Below are 18,599 nucleotides of genomic sequence, written 5' to 3'. Positions count from 1 at the left end.
TTATCTTAATGTTAATCCAATCTCTATGCTACTCTTCCTCGACGTCGCTATCATCATCGCCCGGCAGTTCATCAAGCACCGGACTCATCACTTCACGTGCGCGCTCCAGATCGCTCTCCAAGACGAATATGGCAGCTTTGGCGCCTATGTATTCTCCACGATTCGATCCATTCAAAAAACCGGCGCCGTTGGAAGAAGTCTCTGAATAGGAGGGAATCCCCTCCCGCTGGAGCAGTTCGATTGCCATTCGGGAATAGAGCATCCCTGGCAGGGTCAGCAGTTCCACCCAATCATTATCCTCGATCTGGTCCAACGGGGATATCGGCTCGGTGTCGATCAAATCGGCGCCGCAGTCGTCGCAAACATCAAGTTCGAGGGTGTAAGACTCCGCACATTTTGGGCAATATCTCATTACAAAACTATCAATTATGGAATTGAAGTCGGCTACTTGGTAAGGGCGACAAGCAAGTCAAAAGGAACTACCGGCTTGACACCTTGCCTGCTGCGTCCCTATATTACGAAGGGAGAGCAAACGAAACAAGAGGTTTGTCCAATAGAATCGTCAGGTTCAAGTGCCGCCGGCAAGCCATTAGCCACTCTGCTGACCGGACTGACGCTTTGGCTCCTCCCGGGCTGCGACGCTCCGCGCGACAATCCTTTCGATCCCCTCAGTCCCTACTACAAACCACCTCTACCGCCGTCCGCCATAACCGATCTGGCGCTCGACTCTTTGGATGGTAACCGCGCGCGACTGCGCTGGACGACGCCGGTGGGTGCTGTCGAATACAGACTTCTTCACGCTGTAGCATCCTGGGACGGAAGCGACCGCCGAACGGCTTCCCTATATGGCGGTGAACTCCCCGGCATTCGACCTGCTGGAACGGTCGCAACTACCTGGATCGACCTTCCTTCAGGATCCGCCCGGGCGTGGGCAATATACTCTATTTCACCCGAGGGACGCGAGTCGCCGCTCTCCAACCTTTTAGTCATCGAACCCGGTGTCGTCGATCGTGGAGGCACGCTTATCAGTTGGGCAAATTCTATTTATTGGGGTTCCTGGACCCCTCCCGAAGTCGTCGAACTGCAATTGACTGCCTTAATCGAGGACCCCGATCTGGTAGATTCCGTTTGGGCGGTCATCGACAGCACCCACCTCGGCCGTCTCTGGATCGATCAAGAGACGTTGGCTTGGAGTTTAACTCTTACGGAAGACCAACTTCCGGGTGGAAGTCTGCGTCGGCTGGTTGGTCATCCAGTAGTCGTATCTTACCGTGATAATGCTGGTTTTCTACGTCACGACGGCCCACACTCAGTAATGCGGGTAATCGAGCCACCGCCTGAAGTGATCGGTCCAACAAACGACGATCTGGTCTCCAATCCTCCCCGGATGACCTGGGAACCGCAATGGCGTGACTTCGACTTCACTTATGCGGTCGAAGTGGTGCACGTTTCATCCAACCTTATCTATACCTTGCGCTATCGTCGAGAGGGTATCAGTTCCGACTCAACCGGCCACGACATCCCGGTCAGCCTCCCGGATTCGCCGCGCTATCTCTATTGGACGCTGGCGGTGGTCGATGAATTTGGCAACCGTTCGGTTTCACGCGAAGCCCGCTTCAGGGTTGTGCCATGATTGAGTCTCCGGCATTATCGCAGCACGGGCTCGAACTTCTGGTCGAGGTCTCCCGGACTCTGCTGGAAGAGAGCAATCTTAAACTCCTCCTGCCGCGGCTGCTGGATCGTGCCTTTGAAGTGAGCCGCGCCGAGCGAGGTTATATCCTCCTGCGCAATGCCAAAGGGGAACTCTATCCCGTTCAAGCCCGGAGCATCGAACCCGGCTCGCTGCCGCCCGGCGATCCATCGACCTCGGTGATTGAGCGTGCCCTTAAGGAGCGTCGCACGGTCCTTAGCCGCAACGCCTCTCGCGATCCCCGTTTCGGTGGATCCAGTTCGTTGATCATACGGGGAATAAGGTCTGCCTGCTGCGTCCCGCTCGAGGCTCGCGGCGAGCGCCTCGGCGCGCTCTATCTTGATGCTACAGGGTCCGGCGTTCTGACCGAGGCTGACCTGCCGCTGCTCGATGCATTCGGGCTGTTGGCGGGACTTGCGCTTGGCCGGGTGCTCGATATGAGCCGCAGAGCCGAGGCTTTCGAGGAGATAGTCGGACGTCCCAAGTTCGCCGGAATCGTCGGTGAATCGCCCGTAATGCAACGCCTCTACGAGCGAATGGAGCGGATCGCCACTGCTGACCTGCCGGTCTTGATCGTTGGCGAGAGTGGAACCGGTAAGGAGTTGGTCGCTCGCGCCTTACATCAGGTAGGGAGACGTGCCAGTGGTCCGATGCGTGCGATCTTCTGCGGTAATCTAACCGCCGACTTGCTCGAAAGCGAACTATTCGGTTACAAGCGCGGCGCCTTCACCGGCGCCATCGCTGACAAGCCCGGTCTTCTCGACCTTACCGACAAGGGGACGCTATTCCTCGATGAGATTGCCGATGTCCCCCCGATCATTCAAGCAAAATTACTGCGCTTCCTTCAGGAGGGTGAGTATCAACGGCTCGGCGATCCGGCAATTCGGCATTCAGATACCCGCATTCTATCAGCCACCAATAAGTCGCTTGAAGGAGAAATTGCGGCCGGTAGATTCAGAGAAGACCTTTACTACCGGCTCAATGTGCTGCGCATCGAAGTCCCGCCGTTGCGGACTCGCGAAGGCGATCTGGCGTTGCTCTCGGCTTACACCCTGGCCCGGATTGCACATCGAACCGGGCAGCCGCCGCGACGACTCAGCGCAGCATCGCTCTCCCGGCTGCAATCCTACGACTGGCCCGGCAACGTGCGCGAATTGGAAAACGTCCTGGCGCGTGCAGCCGTCCTTGCGGCGGGCGATATCATCGAACCTGAAGAGATAGACCTCCCCAAGGGCGACCGCCTTGACCAGTCTCTCGCTCACGAGCAAGCGAGTCTCGACGAAGCGATCAAAGCGCATATCCTTAAGGTATTGCAATCGGTTGGAGGTAATCGTAGTGAAGCTGCGCGAATCCTGGGGGTAAGCCGTCGATACCTGCAAAAATCGCTTGTCAGGTGGCGTGGGGATGAAGATGATGATGTTGAAGATGATCCCGATGATGATGATGGGAATTGCGATCTGCGCGACACCCCCGAACGCGCTTGACAGGGTAGAGTATGGCGCTGACCGACCGCTTTGAGATCGAATCCCCGATCCACGTCGGGCAGATTGCAACGGCTTATCCAGCCTGGCAGAAGAGCCTTGATCGCAAGGTCCTGCTGAAGGTCATCCACCCCCAGTGGTCCCGGGACACCGAGTTAGTCGAGCGCTTTCGTCGGGAAGGCCAGGCCGTGGCGCGGCTCGACCACCCCAACATCGTTCGCATCTTCGACTCCGGGGTCGAGGAGGGACTGGCTTACCTCGCCCTCGAGTGGATTGATGGTCGCACGTTGGGCGATCTTATTGCGGAAGGACCACTTCCTCAGCACGAAGTGCTCCGCATCGGGCGCGAAACCCTTGCTGGTCTGGCGGCTGTGCACCGTGCCGGTTTGGTGCATCGCGACCTTAAGCCGGATAACATTCTGCTCGATCGCGAGGGGCGCATCAAACTTGCAGACTTCTCGCTTGCCGGCTTTGGCGAACAAAGTGCTCTTACCAGCCACGGCGCTATTGTCGGCTCGCCCGCCTATCTTGCGCCCGAACTACTCGAGGGAGAAGTTGCCGCTCCGGTGTCCGACCTCTATGGCCTCGGAGTCGTTCTCTATGAAGCGTTGACCGGCACCAACCCTTATCACGCCCCCGATCCAATGGCGAGTCTCGATTTGATTCGCCGGCGGAGCCTTCAGCCGCTTGGTCAGAATCCGGCAATAGACCCTAAACTGGCAAACCTAATCGACCTGCTTCTCGAGCGCGACCCCGTCCGGCGCCCCGCCGATGCTGAGATTGCCCTCCAGAGCCTTGCGTTGAATAGCAACGGCAATGGTGACCTCCCTATTGTTGAATACCCACATCCACCCGTCGCCTCTACACTCAAGCCCCCGGAACAACCGAAGTCACGGACAATTTCGCAGCGCCTTGTGCTTATCGGATCCGGTGTGCTCGCAATATTGGCAATGGTTATATCGGCACTGACCTGGAAAGGAAGAGACAATGTGCCATCTTCCGAACAGTCTGAGGCCTTGGTGAATAGGACGGACTCCTTCCAGTCCCAGCCGCCTCTAACTTCTAACTTAAGTCCCACAAACCTCCCCGAGAGGAGTGCCGAAGGTGCGCCTTTGCCTCAGGCGCAGCCATTAACCCCTCACACAGATGAGAAGTCATTGGATAAGGATGATACTACAACACCCTTAATGCAAACCGGCACTTTACGTATCACGGCTTTGCCATGGGCGGAAGTCTCGCTGGACGACAGTCTCCTCGGATTGACGCCATTAACGCAGATCAAACTTATGCCCGGCCGATATCGCCTTCACTTCACTCATCCTAACTACCCATCGATCGAGCGTTCGATTCAGGTTAACAGCAGGCAGGACGCCAATCTGGAGATCGACTTTGCGGCCGAGACTATGGCCCTGACCATTGCGGCAAATCCTTGGGGTGTCCTATGGATCGATGGCGATTCGCTCGGCTTGCTGCCCCGTGAGATGCCGGCCAATCTCCTTCCCGGGGCACACCTCCTGGTGGTCCGCCATCCTGACTATGCCGAGTGGTCTGACGTTATCGGTGCCAATGCCGGAGAGCACCTTCTGATTAGGGTTGACTTGCCTTCCGGCACAATGATTGCTACTAATCTCAATCGGGAGAGTGGCAAATGATTGGAATATCACTTAAATCGGAATCCTGCCAGACGTCCGCTCTCGTTCGAACAGTATTGTCCGGATGTGTTTTGGCAGCGCTGGCAGTGGTACTTCGCAGTGCAGAAGCATCGCCTTCGTGGCACGAGGTCGCCTCTATGAAGCAGGGGCGAATGGGGTTTGCGGCAGCGACTGACGGCGAACGGCTCTATGTGTTTGGGGGAGCGGCGATGATGCCACGCATGGGATTGACGGCAACCGCCGAGGTTTATATCCCGGACGATGATGCCTGGGAGGACCTTGCGCCGCTTCCGGTGGCGCTTTATCAGGCATCTGCTGTTCGTGTTGGCGAGTCAATTTTACTCTTCGGCGGTCTAAGCGAAAACGGTCCCAACGTTGTCGTGTTTCGTTACAACATTCGCCGTAACGCTTATGATACCGTGGGCCGGATGCCGGGCGCTCGACGGGCTTTCGGAACCGTACTCGTGGGACGTCGGGTGATGTTGGCCGGAGGTGTTGCCGACCGCCAGCAATATCCCCGTGAAGTCCTCTGGTGGGATACTGCCAATAACGAGTGGGAGGGAGGACCGGCGCTCAATCACCCGTCAAGCAATTTCGGATTCGCCCGGGACGGCGCGATCTGGATCGTCGGTGGCATTTATCTGGGGCTGCTCGATAGGGTCGAGATATTCCGCGAAGGCAACTGGCACGAGGTTCCTGCCATGCGTCTGCCGGAACCGCGCGGGGAGTTGTCTGCCGACGTCTCCGGCGACACTATGCTCGTCGTAGCCGGTGGAGCGATGATGCACAATCCTGTCAGCGCTGCAGTCATCGGATTTCACTTCGGTCTGGAGCGCTGGATCGAACTTCCAGAAATGCGTAGTCCCCGGGTAGAATTCAGTCTTCTACAGGCGAAAGGGCGGCTCTATGCCATCGGCGGCGGACGCTTTATGCGGGAGAATCGTATCGGGATGTCCGAGGTAGAGGTCTTCTACGAACCGACGGCAGTTTCTGACGACGATGCTCCAGGCCGAAGTCAGCACAAACTGCCCGGTGTCTTTCCCAATCCAGCCTGGCGTGGTTCCCGTTTAACCGTCCCGCAGGGGACCATAACCATAGGCATCTACGATCTAAGCGGCAGGCTTATTGCCGGCGGCGTCCCGGACCGAACATCCAATGTCTGGTTGTTACCCGAAAGTCTTCCCCCCGGTGGAGCCTATCTATATCGCTTCGAGACGACCGATCGTCGTATCCGCAGCGGCGTATTTGTCGTTCTCCGATGATCCTTCGACTGGCGACCTTACTGGCTCTTGCGCTTGCTGCAACTTGTACTGCCGGTCCGGGCGATGATGCGTGGCAAGCTTTTCTGAGCGGCGATTTTACTGCCGTCGAGAAGATCGCCCGACAGGTTGAGTTATCAGATACCACGACCTCGATAGAGCGGGGCCGCGTCTATTTCGCTCTTGCAAGCGTCGAGGCTATGCGGGGGCGGGAGGTCGTCGCAATGCTGGCGATGCGGCAGGCGCTACTCTATTACCCCGGGATGGTTCACCGCCAGAGCGACCTTCCTCCACCGGTTTGGCGACTCTATTCGACTGCCCGCAGTGAGCAGTCCACCGTCGATACGTCCGGCATCACTCGACTAGACTCCCTTTCAATTCCACCGGCAAAAAGCCATCAACAACCGGGCGCATGGCGGTCGCTCATCTTGCCTGGTTGGGGACACATCTATGAAGGTGACTACCGGGGCTACTGGTATGGCGCTGCGACAGTTAGTCTGGCCATAGGGGCAATAATAGCCTCGCAGGAGGCGTCCAGCGCCAGAGAGGACTACCTCAAGTCCCGTGATGAGGGTATCATCAACAGCCGCTACGAGTCTTACAACGAGAGATTCAAGATTGCCTGGGCATTCGGCTCAGTGGCGGTTATATCATACCTCGCAACACAAGTGGACTTCTTCATCCGTCGCGGCAATTCCGTCGATCTAATGGGCATCAGACAAGGCAGTTCCAGCAGCCTCAAACTGCGAATGGGAAGCGCATTGCCTGTGAACAAGGGTTTCATTTTGCGATTTAGTTTAGTATATTAGGGTATCAAATTGTAGGCCGGCTCGAGCCGGCTCGGGTGACCATACCGGCGGATCATGTATGGCTCACCTTGCAGAAAGAAACACTTCGGACCTCACTGCGCTGCCAACTGGATCATCCAATGTCCCGAATGAACCCTCCTGCGCTTGTCGCATTGCTGATGCTGTCGCTGCTTCCAATTCAAGCCGGTGCATCCGGGGCGCCCAACCTCCTCTGGGACTTCGGACCAGCTCGTAAGTCCTATCGCTTCTACTTCAACAAGTTTCATAATCCTATCTTGACTCAGTTGCGCGAGCAGTATGCTCTCGAAGGGGTGATTGCTGGTGCGCGCAGTGACCTCGAGCGGGTGGAACGGCTTGCCAGGTGGGTCTCATTGCGCTGGGTGCATAGCAGGGAGGCTCGTCCGCAAAAAGCCGATCCGTTGGCTATTCTCGATCGGGCTTCCCGCGGCGAACGATTTGCCTGTCTGGAGTATTCTTTCGTCCTTGCGGGCTGTCTCAACAGTGTTGGAATCAGGGCGAGGGTGATCGACCTCATGCCTTTGGATGTCGAAAGTCGCCGCATCGGCGCGGTCCATGTCGTAGTAGAGGCCTTTCTTCCCGATAGACGAAAGTGGGTAATGGCAGACGGGCAGTTTGGAGCCGTTCCGGTTCTCAAAGGCTACCCTCTCAATGCCGTCGAACTGCAAGCGGTGCTCGCCAAAGGCACTTCGGGGCTCACCTTTGTCGGACTTGCGGACTCGCTCGACGCAGGTTACCGCGAATGGATTGTGGAGTATCTCCATTTCTTTCAGACGCTATTCGATGGACGCATCCATGGGACCCAGCTTCCCAAGCGAGTGCGGGGCGGGTTGATACTTGTTCCGCTCGGTTCGGAGCGCCCGCGGACGTTCCTGGGCAGTGAGTCGCCGGTTAAGGATCAGACCAGTGTCCTGGCTGAATTCTATGCCCGGCCCGAGTAGATTTTAGGAGGCAGTGTCACTTTGCCCTTGCCCTCCTTTTGACACCGCGGACTAATAGCGTATTATTATATGATGCCTTGGTTCCGGCATCTCACCATTTCGGATATACAAATGCCCATCTACGATTTCATTTGCGACCACTGCGGCGAGGCTTTCGAGCGACTCTCACCCTATGACTGGAAGTCCGCCGGTGTAGCCTGCCCTGAATGCGGTTCGCAGTTCCTCACCAAGGCGGTCTCCCGCGTAGGCGCTTTTTCATCGGGCGGCAAGGTTGAGATGTTGTCGGAAGGAGCCGGCTCATCTTGCGGATGTTGCTCGACCGGAACCTGCAGCACCTGCAACTGACCGGCGTTTTGACGCTATTCGATTTCGCCGGAGGCCTCTTGCTGGACTGTCACGGTAACTTCCGGTGAACACACCTGCCCGGCTCTCACTTCCCCTGCTCACTAATCTGCAAGTCCGCCACCGCACCTATGAACTGGCTGCAGCCATTGCGCGCGACTTGAATGGTTGTCCGGTGGTAGCGGTTATTATCCTCAAAGGCGCGTTCCTTTTCGGCAGCAATCTGGTGCAACGTCTGGCAGAGTTTGGGCTCGAAGTTCAAGTTGAGTTCATGCGAGCGGCAAGTTACGGCGTCGACGACCAATCGAGTGGCAAGATATCCCTTCAACTCGACACTACCGGTGACCTCGCCGGCAGTCACGTCCTGTTAATAGACGACATCCTCGACACCGGTCTGACGCTAATCGAGTTGCAGCGGCGACTGGCAGCCAAGTCGCCGCTCAGTCTGCGCACTACCGTGCTCTTGCGCAAAGACATTCCCCGTGAACCTGACGTCCCGATCGACTATATCGGGTTTGAAGTCCCCAATCGATTCATAGTAGGCCACGGCATCGACTACGCCGGGCGCTATCGTCACCTGCCCAACATCCACTATCTCGAGAGGGAACCGGCTTAAGCACCGGGCTCTGTATGCCGAAAATCATTATAGAAGCCATCGGCATCAGCAAGACGTTCGACCTCAATGGCAGCCGCATAGAGGTCCTCCGCAATGTTGACCTGACGCTCACAGAGTCGGAGTCAGTAGCGATCATTGGCCCTTCCGGGTCCGGCAAGTCCACGCTGCTTCATATCATCGGCCTGCTTGAGCGCGCTTCGGCCGGTCAGGTGAAGTTCGACGGAAGTTTTCTTGATGACATTGGCGAACAACAACGCGCGGCACTTCGCCTCAAATCTATCGGGTTCATATTTCAGTTTCATCATCTCCTTCCCGAATTCAGCGCCGTTGAGAATGTGATGATACCGGCGCTGATGAACGGCCTCGACAAGTCAACTGCCCGGGAGCGAGCATCCGATCTGCTGCAGCAGGTTGGCCTTGAGCACCGGACGATTCATCGACCCGGTGAACTATCCGGAGGCGAACGCCAGCGGGTCGCCCTCGCACGTGCGCTCGTCAATAATCCTCGTCTCATTCTGGCCGACGAACCAACCGGCAACCTCGACCAGGAGTCTTCTCTTCAGATGCAAGATCTGCTCTGGTCGGTTGCCGCGAACCATCATGCAGGCCTGATCGTCGCTACACATAATCACGAGATGGCCAAAGCAGCGAAGCGCATACTTGAACTGCGAGATGGCAGGCTGAGTGGGGTTGTTCTTCACGCTTGACAGAAGCCGGCGAAGGCACTATATTGACTACTATACAATGCCCTCGATCCGGTTCACTCACTTCCATCGCTTGCGAGCGGTTGAGATTTCACCAGAACTTCAGTAATGACCAATAAGTTCTCCTTCCGGGTTCAACAAGTGCTTCAATATGCACGCGACGAAGCACTTAGATTAGGCCATGACGCCATCGGCACCGAGCATCTCCTGCTGGGAATGCTTCGGCTCGGTGAAGGCATGGCGATTCGCATCATTCAAAACCTTGGCTGCGACCCGGACGAACTGCGGGAGGCGATCGAGGAAACCGCCGGAGCATCCTCGACGACGCTCAAGTTGGGCAATATCCCCTTCACCAAGCGCGTTGAGAGAGTGCTCAAATTGGCTTATCTCGAAGTCAAGAATTATCACAACGATGTCATCGGGACGGAGCATCTTCTCCTCTCCCTGGCCAAGGACGATGACGGCCTCGCTGGACAGATTTTGATGGGATTCAATCTCTCCTACGATGCCATCAAGGGCGAACTTGATAACATCTTGCGCGAGAGCGGCGGACACTCAACCGGCAAGACGGAGACGGCGGCTCCGGTTGAGAAGAGCAAAACACCAGTGCTCGACCATTACAGCCGCGATCTGACCCGTCTGGCCCAGTCCGGCAAACTCGATCCTATCATCGGACGCGAGCGAGAGATCGAGCGCGTCGCTCAGATTCTCTCCCGGCGCAAGAAAAACAACCCCGTCCTGATCGGCGATCCGGGCGTCGGGAAGACTGCCATCGTCGAAGGTCTGGCGCTACGCATCCACGAGCAAAAGGTCTCCCCAATGCTCTTCAACAAGCGCGTTGTGGTCTTGGATCTGGGCGCTCTTGTCGCCGGGACGAAGTATCGGGGGCAGTTCGAGGAACGCCTAAAGGCTATCATCAACGAACTCGAAAAGAACTCTCACATCATCATCTTCCTCGACGAACTCCACACCATCGTCGGGGCTGGATCGGCGTCCGGATCGCTCGACGCTTCAAATATGTTCAAGCCGGCGCTGGCGCGCGGTGAACTGCAGTGCATCGGCGCGACGACGCTGAACGAATACCGGCAGTATGTCGAAAAAGACGGCGCCCTCGAGCGGCGCTTCCAAAAGGTACTGGTCGATCCCCCAACAGTCGAAGAGACCATTGCCATCTTAAGCGGACTCAAGTCGCGCTACGAGCATCACCACAACGTCGTCTATACTCCCGAAGCGATTCGTGCTGCGGTAACCCTTGCCGACCGCTATATCACTGATCGCTTTTTACCTGATAAAGCCCTCGACGTCATCGACGAAACCGGTTCCCGCGCCCGACTTACTCACATCACGGTCCCGGAGAACATCCGCGACCTCGAACGTGAGTCGGAGCGGCTCCGGAAGTTAAAGGAGGATTATGTCCGCCGGCAGGAGTACGAACTGGCGGCACAGATCCGCGACCGCAAGAAACGGCTCGACGAGCAATTGACCTTCGAGCGCGATGAGTGGGAGAAAGTAACGCGTGAAAAGCCGGTTCAGATAGACGCCGACCAGGTGGCGGAAATCGTGGCGATGATGACCGGTATTCCGGTTACAAGGGTCGTTGTGACGGAATCTGCGCGTTTGCTCAAGATCGAAGGCGAAATCGGACGCAAAATTATCGGGCAGTCGAAAGCGATCAACGCCATTGCCAAAGCCATACGCCGCAACCGCACCGGGCTCAATCTTCGCAATCGGCCGATAGGTTCATTTATATTCCTTGGTCCTTCCGGAGTAGGGAAGACTGAGACCGCTCGGGTCCTTGCCGAATTCCTGTTTGAAGACCCGAAGTCGCTCATACGGATCGATATGTCGGAGTATATGGAGAAGTTCAACGTCTCCCGCCTGATCGGTGCGCCTCCGGGTTATGTCGGCTACGATGAAGGCGGTCAGTTGACCGAGCGCGTTCGCCGGAAGCCTTACTCGGTCGTCCTGCTCGACGAAATCGAGAAGGCTCATCCCGATGTCTTCAACCTCCTCTTGCAAGTGCTCGACGCCGGGCTTCTGACCGACGGCAGCGGTCGGCAGGTTGACTTTAAGAACACGATCTTGATAATGACCTCCAATCTCGGCACCCGGGAGGCTTCCAAATCGCACGACTTCGGTTTCGGTGAATTCGGCAAGAAGGCTGATGTTGACTTTGCCCGCATGTCGGAGAGAATGACGGGCATCATGAAGGACATCTTCCGTCCTGAGTTTCTTAACCGGGTCGATGAAGTAATCGTATTTCATCCGCTCGGTCGTCCCGAGATACTTCATATCCTCGATGTCTATCTAAGTGAGGTTTCAGCCAAACTTCGCGACCAGGGGCTGGACTTGAAGGTATCACCTGCAGCCAGGGAGGCCATCGCCGAAGAGGGCTTCAGCAGTGAGACCGGCGCCCGGACCTTGCGAAGGGCATTGCAGCGTATGTTGGAAGACCCGCTCGCCGATGAGATGTTGCGGGAACAACTCCCTCCCGGCTCGCAGATTGGAGTTGGCGTCCGGCGCGGCGAGTTGACGTTTAACATCGTCAGGCCTAAGTTGCAACCGGTGGCAGTGGAGGAAAGGCAGTGAAGCGTTTAGCCCTAACGCTCTGCATCCTGGGAGGTATGCAGTTAGCGGCTTTTGCCTCCGGTCGCGTCTTGCGACCGGCGGAAGGAAATGGCCTGGTGTCGATGCCCAATATGCCGCGTCCTGCTGGAGCCGACGAGAATGACACCCTCTTTCACGACTACGCCCAGGGCGGCTACTCGGCCATCGACATCCCCAATGATGCCGGAGATCACTACTACAACGTCCGCTTCTCACCGCCCTTTCATCCCTTCCGGCTCGTTGGCGCTCTGGCTGCCTTTTATGCCGTTGGGCCGAACCATAATGGCGATACCATAGGCACCCCAAACTGCCGGGTCATCGTTTATGAGAGTGGCGCCAATGAAAACGACGAACCCGGGTATCCGGTCGATGCTATCGACTCAATCTATGTCCCTTACGAGCAGTTGACCTTCAGCCCCAGTTGGCGTCAGATGATCTTTAACTTCATCGACTTGCGGTCATTAGGGATATCTTACAACGACTCCATTGACTTCCACCTTGTCTTTGAACTTGTGGCGGATGAGAATGAGGGCGACCTGCTATCTTTCTTTGTGGATGACGGGCGGTTTCGCGAGTCGGACCGGAGTGGACTCTGGAGTGGTCCTGACGAGTCCTGGAAGAAACTGATCGAAATCTCCTTCGGCGGGCCAAGACGAGGCTTCAACTTTGCGCTGAGAGCCATCGTAGCAAACGACAGCATTCAGGCTGTCATCGAGCCGGGCGGACGCATCCTCCCGAATAACCTGTTACTGACCACGGCCTATCCGAATCCCTTTAACGCCACGACCCGCCTTGACTACGCTGTGCCCTTTGGAATTCCCTTTGAGATTGCGCTTTACGATCCATCGGGACGACGGGTGCATAGATTCTCCCTGCCTGCAACGACCTCGAACGGTCAATTGACCGTTGCAGCCGATGACCTTGCTACCGGACTCTATTTGGTGCGGCTGACGACTCCGTCCGCAGTGCGCTGGCAAAGCATCCTGTTTCTGCGATAACGAACTTCTACTGTTTCGCAATGCCAAGGGGTGCGAGTGAAGACTTGCACCCCTTTTTCGTGCCTCCAAATGGCGATAGCGAACCGCAAAGCCATCCCTTCGGTTGCCCGTCTTAAAAGAGTTGCCTATATTTCAGTCTTACATTCCAGTCCAGCGAACAATTAGCAGCAGGCAATGGAACCCCGACAAATAGTCATCATGGGAGCCGCCGGTCGCGACTTCCACAACTTCAACACGGTCTTCAGGGGCCGTTCCGATGTCCGCGTCGTCGCTTTCACCGCGGCTCAGATACCCGACATCGACGACCGCCTTTATCCCTCGGAACTGGCCGGAACCGATTATCCGAAGGGAATCCCCATCGTCCCGGAAGACGACTTGACCCGCCTTATTGAACGCGCAAGCGTCGCAGACGTCTATTTCTCCTATAGCGACATCTCGTATCAGCACTTGATGAACAAGGGCGCACGCGTGCTGGCTGCCGGAGCCAACTTCACTCTGCTTGGGCCTTCGGCTACGATGCTAAAGTCGCGCAAGCCGGTCATTGCCGTAACGGCCGTCCGGACCGGCTGCGGCAAGAGCCAGACTACCCGACGCGTTGCAGCGTTGCTCGCTGGTGCCGGGAGAAAGGTCGCCGTGGTGCGGCATCCGATGCCGTATGGAGATCTGGTTAGGCAGCGAGTTCAGCGGTTCGCAGCCATTGAAGACCTCGAGCGTCAACAATGCACCATCGAAGAGATGGAGGAATATGAACCGCATCTGGTGCGAGGGATGATCGTCTATGCCGGCATTGATTACGAGGCCATTCTGAAGCAGGTCGAGCAGGAAGCCGACATCATCCTCTGGGACGGCGGTAACAACGACCTGCCGTTCTATCAGCCCAATCTTCATATCACCGTCGTCGATCCGCTTCGCCCCGGCCACGAAGTCGGGTATCATCCGGGCGAAGTTAATCTTCGACGCGCGGATGTCGTTGTCATCAATAAGATCGAGTCGGCCGATCCCGAGGATATCGAGGAAGTGCGCGACAACATTCGAAGCGCCAATCCTGCTGCAATAGTAATAGATGCGGCATCGCCTATCAACGTTGAGAACGCCAGCGCCATCCGGGGAATGCGGGCGCTGGTGGTGGAGGATGGGCCGACCGTGACCCACGGTGAGATGACCTTCGGTGCCGGTGTCGTCGCTGCTCACAAGTTCGGCGCGGTCGATCTGGTCGATCCCCGTGCGTTTCTGGTGGGGACTCTTCTTGATACCTTTGCCACCTATCCTGATATCGGGCCGGTTCTCCCGGCAATGGGCTACAGCCGTCAGCAGATGGACGATCTGGCTGCAACGATAAACGGATCCGACGCCGATGTCGTCATTATCGGAACGCCTATCGACCTGCGTCGGATAATAGACATCGAAAAGCCGACCGTGCGTGTAACCTACGACCTTCAGGAGATAGGCCAGCCTACTCTCACCGACGCCTTGGCCGCTTACCTTTGATCTGACCAGTCCTTTAAGTCCGGCAGGCGTTCAAATGCGCTCTACTCCCCGCCCACGTTGCGCCGTCGTCGCACTTGGCGGAAACGCCCTCTCGCCGCCCGGCGAGGCAGGGACGATTGCCGCACAATTCCGGCACACGCGCGAGAGCCTTGGCGGGATCGTCGATTTGCTTCAGCGCGGGTTCAATCTCGCTATAACCCACGGCAATGGTCCACAGGTCGGCGCAGCACTAAGGCGTGTCGAACTGGCGGGCAGCGAACTGCCGCCGGTGCCGCTCGGAGTCCTCGTCGCCGATACCGAAGGCTCTATGGGTTATATGATCGAGCAGTCACTTCAAAATCGGCTGGCTCGGGAGGGAATCAATCGGCAGGTAATGACTGTAATAACCCAGGTGATCGTCAGTCGCGATGATCCCGCCCTGGCTGAACCGACCAAGTTCATCGGTCAAATCTATGATGAGACCGCAGCCGGCAGTTTCATCCGTGAAGAAGGCTGGACGATGAAACCCTACGGCAACGGAGGCAAGTGGCGTCGGGTCGTCGGCTCTCCATTGCCACTGGCAATCGTCAATCGGCGTGCATTAAGGGAGTTGGTGCAGTCGGGGGTGGTTGTGATTGCCGCCGGAGGAGGTGGCATTCCGGTCTATCGCGATCCCGAATTGGGTCTCGAAGGCATCGACGCCGTCGTCGATAAGGATCGTGCCGCTGCAGTGCTCGCCACCGACATCGAAGCCGATGAACTGATCATCGTCACAAATGTCAAGTGCGTTTCGCTAAACTACGGCACCGACCGTTCCGAACCTTTAGCCATAATGCGCATCGGTGAAGCCCGACGCCACATGGCAAGCGGCCAATTCCCTCCCGGATCGATGGGACCAAAGGTCGAGGCTGCGATCCAATTCGTCGAGCGCGGAGGCGAACGCGCCATCATTTGTGCGCTGGGCGAGATTCAGAAGGCACTGGCCGGTCGTTGCGGCACGGAGATTGTGCCTTAAGTTCCTCCTATAAGAAACCCAAGGGGATGTACAACTTCTACAATGAAGATTCACGAGTATCAGGGCAAAGGGATCCTTCGCCGTTTCGGTGCAGCGGTTCCGGACGGATTGCCCGCTTTCACACCGGATGAGGCGGTCCAAGCCGCACTCCAACTGGGTGGTGGAACCGTCGTCGTTAAGGCGCAGATTCACGCCGGTGGGCGCGGCAAGGGCGGCGGTGTCAAAGTCGCCAAATCTCCCGATGAGGTGCGTCAGATTGCCCAGAATATGCTCGGTATGCGCCTCGTTACGCATCAGACCGGGCCTGAAGGGCGTATCGTCAAACGGCTGTTGATCGAAGAGGGCGCTGTTATCAGCCGTGAACTTTACGCCGGTGTAGTGCTCGATCGGGAGAGCGCCTGTGATGTCATTATGGTCTCCACCGAAGGAGGCGTCGAGATCGAAAAGGTCGCTGCCAAGACACCGGAGAAGATCCTCAAGACCCGAATCGACCCTTTGACCGGGTTGAGGCCCTTTCAATTGCGCAAGATGACGACGACGTTAGGTCTATCTGGCGCCCAAGCCAAAGCCGGATCCGCATTTCTGAGCGGGCTCTACCGTGCCTATCGGGAGTGCGACGCCTCGCTGGCTGAGATCAATCCGCTTGTAGTCACAGATTCGGGTGAAGTGCTGGCACTCGATGCCAAGTTCAACTTCGACGATAATGCCCTCGACCGCCATTCCGACATATTAGAACTGCGCGATCTTGACGAAGAGGAGCCTGCCGAGATTGAGGCGTCGGAGTTCAACCTCAACTATATCAAACTGAACGGCAACGTTGGCTGTATGGTTAACGGCGCCGGGCTGGCAATGGCAACAATGGACATCATTAAACTGGCGGGCGGCGAACCGGCCAACTTTCTCGATGTGGGGGGCGGTGCCAAGGCCGAGACGGTCAAAGCCGGCTTCAGCATCATTGTCCGGGATCCCAATGTCAAAGCCGTTCTGATCAATATCTTCGGCGGCATCGTCCGGTGTGACCGGGTGGCTCAGGGTATTATCGACGCGCTGACCGACTTGAAGGTTTCGGTTCCAGTAGTCGTCCGACTGGCCGGAACGAATGCCGACCTTGCGGCACAGATGTTGCGTGAGTCACCGCTGAAGTTCATCGTTGCGGACGACTTCGAGGATGGGGCGAGGAAGGTTGTGGCGGCGGCCAAGTCTGTGGAAGGGAGAGCATGAATGAGCATCCTGCTTAATACCGCTTCCCGCGTCGTCGTTCAGGGCATCACCGGCGGCGAAGGGACCTTTCATACCGAGCAGATGCTCGCCTACGGCACCCGGATTGTCGGAGGGATTACCCCCGGCAAAGGCGGAACAACACACCTCGAAATCCCCGTGTTCGAAAGCGTCGAAGAGGCTGTCCGGCAGCAGGGAGCCGATACTTCGGTGATCTTCGTTCCACCGCCCTACGCCGCGGATGCGATCATCGAAGCCGCTGATGCTGGAATAAGGTTGGTCGTCTGCATCACCGAGGGCATACCGGCGCGCGATATGCTCCTGGTCTGGCATCATATCAAGCACCTACCGGTGCGGCTTATCGGGCCGAATTGCCCCGGAATTATCTCCCCCGGCAAGGCCAAGGTCGGGATAATGCCCGCCTTTATTCATAAGGAAGGTCGGATCGGTCTCATCTCCCGGTCCGGAACGCTCACCTATGAGGCAGTCAATCAGTTGACGACCCTCGGTCTGGGGCAATCGACCTGCGTCGGCATTGGAGGCGATCCAATCGTCGGCACGTCGTTCACCGACCTGTTGGAACTCTTCAATGACGACCCGGATACCGATGGAGTGGTGATGATCGGGGAAATAGGCGGCAGTGCCGAGGAGAGGGCGGCTGAGTTCATCGGCCGGTCGATGCGCAAGCCGGTTGCGGCTTTCATAGCCGGCCGGACGGCACCTCCGGGACGGCGAATGGGGCACGCCGGAGCGATCATTGCCGGTGGAAAGGGGACTGCTGCCGATAAGATCGCTGCCCTCCGCGCAGCCGGAGCCGAAGTTGCCGAGAGTCCTGCAGAAATTGGCCGGGCAATGCTGAGTGCGCTAAACAGAACCACTGGTTCGACCGGACTTAGAGTCGAATAGTAAATTGGCGACTTGGAGAGCGGGATTCATCCCACCCCAATGGAAGACTCTTATCCGTCTTCCAAGAGATTGAAATAAAGAGAACACTTCTAATGTCGAATCAAACCGCCGGTTCCATCCGGCGGGATGGCCACGAGGAAGGCGAACAACGCACCCAGGACTCCCGGACCACCCGGAATCAAGAGGGCGGAATCGCTATCGTCATTCACCGGCACCTTTGCAAAGGCTGCGAGATTTGCGCGGAAGTCTGCCCCAAAGACGTCCTTCAAATGATCGTCACGCCCGACCGTTGGGAGGGGTTGATGGTCGAAGTTGTCGATATGGAAGCCTGTAATGCCTGCATGCTTTGCGAACTCGAATGCCCCGACTTCGCCATCGAGGTGCATAACCTTAAGAAGCAGGCTAAAGCCGTGGAGAAGTCTACCGTTGGATAGATCAGAAAGTCCTGCTGTACGAATAGCCTTTATGCCCGGCAACGAGGTCATTGCCGAGGCTGCAATAGCCGCCGGCTGCAGGTTCTTTGCCGGATACCCCATCACGCCCTCCTCAGAGGTTGCGCATACGATGGCCAGGCGGCTTCCCCAGGTGGGGGGGAAGTTCATCCAGATGGAAGACGAAATCGCGGCTATGGGCGCCGTAATCGGCGCCTCTATCGCCGGACTAAAGGTGATGACCGCGACCAGCGGCCCCGGATTCTCCCTCAAGCAGGAGAACATCGGCTTTGCCAATATGGTCGAGGCGCCCTGCGTCGTCGTCAATGTGATGCGGGGTGGGCCATCGACCGGACTGCCGACCCAGTTGGGTCAGTCCGACATCATGCAAGCGCGCTGGGGCACACACGGCGACAGGCCGGTGATTGCCCTGACACCGGCTTAC

At 57.2% G+C, this 18,599-nt stretch carries 18 protein-coding genes; 17 read left to right on the top strand and 1 reads right to left on the bottom strand.

Going from position 1 to position 18,599, the window contains the following annotated elements; translation table 11 throughout:
* Window positions 1-28 precede the first annotated feature (28 nt).
* On the bottom strand, window positions 29-412 hold the full coding sequence (locus tag FJY67_03380; protein MBM3328502.1) for a hypothetical protein: 384 nt from the start codon (window positions 410-412) through the stop codon (window positions 29-31).
* 75 nt (window positions 413-487) lie between these two features.
* On the opposite strand from FJY67_03380, the gene FJY67_03375 reads away from it, so the two are divergent.
* The 17 genes from FJY67_03375 to FJY67_03295 form a co-directional block, all read left to right on the top strand.
* Window positions 488-1,633: a hypothetical protein gene (locus FJY67_03375; GenBank protein ID MBM3328501.1), complete on the top strand. Its 1,146-nt coding sequence runs from the start codon at window positions 488-490 to the stop codon at window positions 1,631-1,633.
* Window positions 1,630-3,174, top strand: coding sequence for a sigma-54-dependent Fis family transcriptional regulator (locus FJY67_03370; GenBank protein MBM3328500.1), 1,545 nt, complete (start codon window positions 1,630-1,632; stop codon window positions 3,172-3,174). The genes FJY67_03375 and FJY67_03370 overlap by 4 nt, the downstream gene beginning before the upstream one ends.
* An 11-nt stretch (window positions 3,175-3,185) precedes the next feature.
* Window positions 3,186-4,823: a PEGA domain-containing protein gene (locus FJY67_03365; GenBank protein ID MBM3328499.1), complete on the top strand. Its 1,638-nt coding sequence runs from the start codon at window positions 3,186-3,188 to the stop codon at window positions 4,821-4,823.
* Window positions 4,820-6,085 (top strand): hypothetical protein, encoded by a 1,266-nt coding sequence (locus FJY67_03360; GenBank protein MBM3328498.1) that lies wholly within the window; start codon window positions 4,820-4,822, stop codon window positions 6,083-6,085. Before FJY67_03365 ends, FJY67_03360 begins: the two co-directional genes overlap by 4 nt.
* A complete protein-coding gene (locus tag FJY67_03355; protein MBM3328497.1) occupies window positions 6,082-6,891 on the top strand; it encodes a hypothetical protein in 810 nt (269 codons plus the stop codon). The genes FJY67_03360 and FJY67_03355 overlap by 4 nt, the downstream gene beginning before the upstream one ends.
* A gap of 119 nt (window positions 6,892-7,010) precedes the next feature.
* Complete coding sequence (locus tag FJY67_03350) at window positions 7,011-7,850, top strand: transglutaminase domain-containing protein (protein ID MBM3328496.1); 840 nt, start codon at window positions 7,011-7,013, stop codon at window positions 7,848-7,850.
* Between the two features lie 69 nt (window positions 7,851-7,919).
* A complete protein-coding gene (locus FJY67_03345; GenBank protein MBM3328495.1) occupies window positions 7,920-8,195 on the top strand; it encodes a zinc ribbon domain-containing protein in 276 nt (91 codons plus the stop codon).
* A gap of 64 nt (window positions 8,196-8,259) precedes the next feature.
* Complete coding sequence (gene hpt / locus FJY67_03340; protein ID MBM3328494.1) at window positions 8,260-8,808, top strand: hypoxanthine phosphoribosyltransferase; 549 nt, start codon at window positions 8,260-8,262, stop codon at window positions 8,806-8,808.
* A gap of 14 nt (window positions 8,809-8,822) precedes the next feature.
* The gene (locus FJY67_03335) at window positions 8,823-9,515 is read left to right on the top strand and encodes an ABC transporter ATP-binding protein (protein MBM3328493.1); all 693 of its coding nucleotides are present in this window, start codon (window positions 8,823-8,825) and stop codon (window positions 9,513-9,515) included.
* A gap of 105 nt (window positions 9,516-9,620) precedes the next feature.
* Window positions 9,621-12,101, top strand: coding sequence for an ATP-dependent Clp protease ATP-binding subunit (locus tag FJY67_03330; protein MBM3328492.1), 2,481 nt, complete (start codon window positions 9,621-9,623; stop codon window positions 12,099-12,101).
* Window positions 12,098-13,117 (top strand): T9SS type A sorting domain-containing protein, encoded by a 1,020-nt coding sequence (locus FJY67_03325; GenBank protein ID MBM3328491.1) that lies wholly within the window; start codon window positions 12,098-12,100, stop codon window positions 13,115-13,117. Before FJY67_03330 ends, FJY67_03325 begins: the two co-directional genes overlap by 4 nt.
* 174 nt (window positions 13,118-13,291) lie before the next feature.
* The gene (locus FJY67_03320; GenBank protein ID MBM3328490.1) at window positions 13,292-14,605 is read left to right on the top strand and encodes a GTPase; all 1,314 of its coding nucleotides are present in this window, start codon (window positions 13,292-13,294) and stop codon (window positions 14,603-14,605) included.
* A 34-nt stretch (window positions 14,606-14,639) separates the two neighbouring features.
* Window positions 14,640-15,599 carry a carbamate kinase gene (locus tag FJY67_03315; protein MBM3328489.1) on the top strand — a complete coding sequence of 320 codons (960 nt, stop codon included), beginning with the start codon at window positions 14,640-14,642 and terminating at the stop codon, window positions 15,597-15,599.
* Between the two features lie 42 nt (window positions 15,600-15,641).
* Window positions 15,642-16,820 (top strand): ADP-forming succinate--CoA ligase subunit beta, encoded by a 1,179-nt coding sequence (gene sucC / locus FJY67_03310; protein MBM3328488.1) that lies wholly within the window; start codon window positions 15,642-15,644, stop codon window positions 16,818-16,820.
* Window positions 16,821-17,723: a succinate--CoA ligase subunit alpha gene (gene sucD / locus FJY67_03305; GenBank protein MBM3328487.1), complete on the top strand. Its 903-nt coding sequence runs from the start codon at window positions 16,821-16,823 to the stop codon at window positions 17,721-17,723.
* A 92-nt stretch (window positions 17,724-17,815) separates the two neighbouring features.
* Window positions 17,816-18,157, top strand: coding sequence for a 4Fe-4S dicluster domain-containing protein (locus FJY67_03300; protein ID MBM3328486.1), 342 nt, complete (start codon window positions 17,816-17,818; stop codon window positions 18,155-18,157).
* A 31-nt stretch (window positions 18,158-18,188) separates the two neighbouring features.
* Window positions 18,189-18,599: 2-oxoacid:acceptor oxidoreductase subunit alpha (locus FJY67_03295; protein ID MBM3328485.1), on the top strand; the 411-nt coding region annotated here is incomplete at its 3' end.

Source organism: Calditrichota bacterium, from assembly GCA_016867835.1.
Classification (GTDB): domain Bacteria; phylum Electryoneota; class AABM5-125-24; order Hatepunaeales; family Hatepunaeaceae; genus VGIQ01.
Note: the sequence above shows the minus strand (reverse complement) of the source record. Positions and strands in the feature narration are given on the sequence as shown.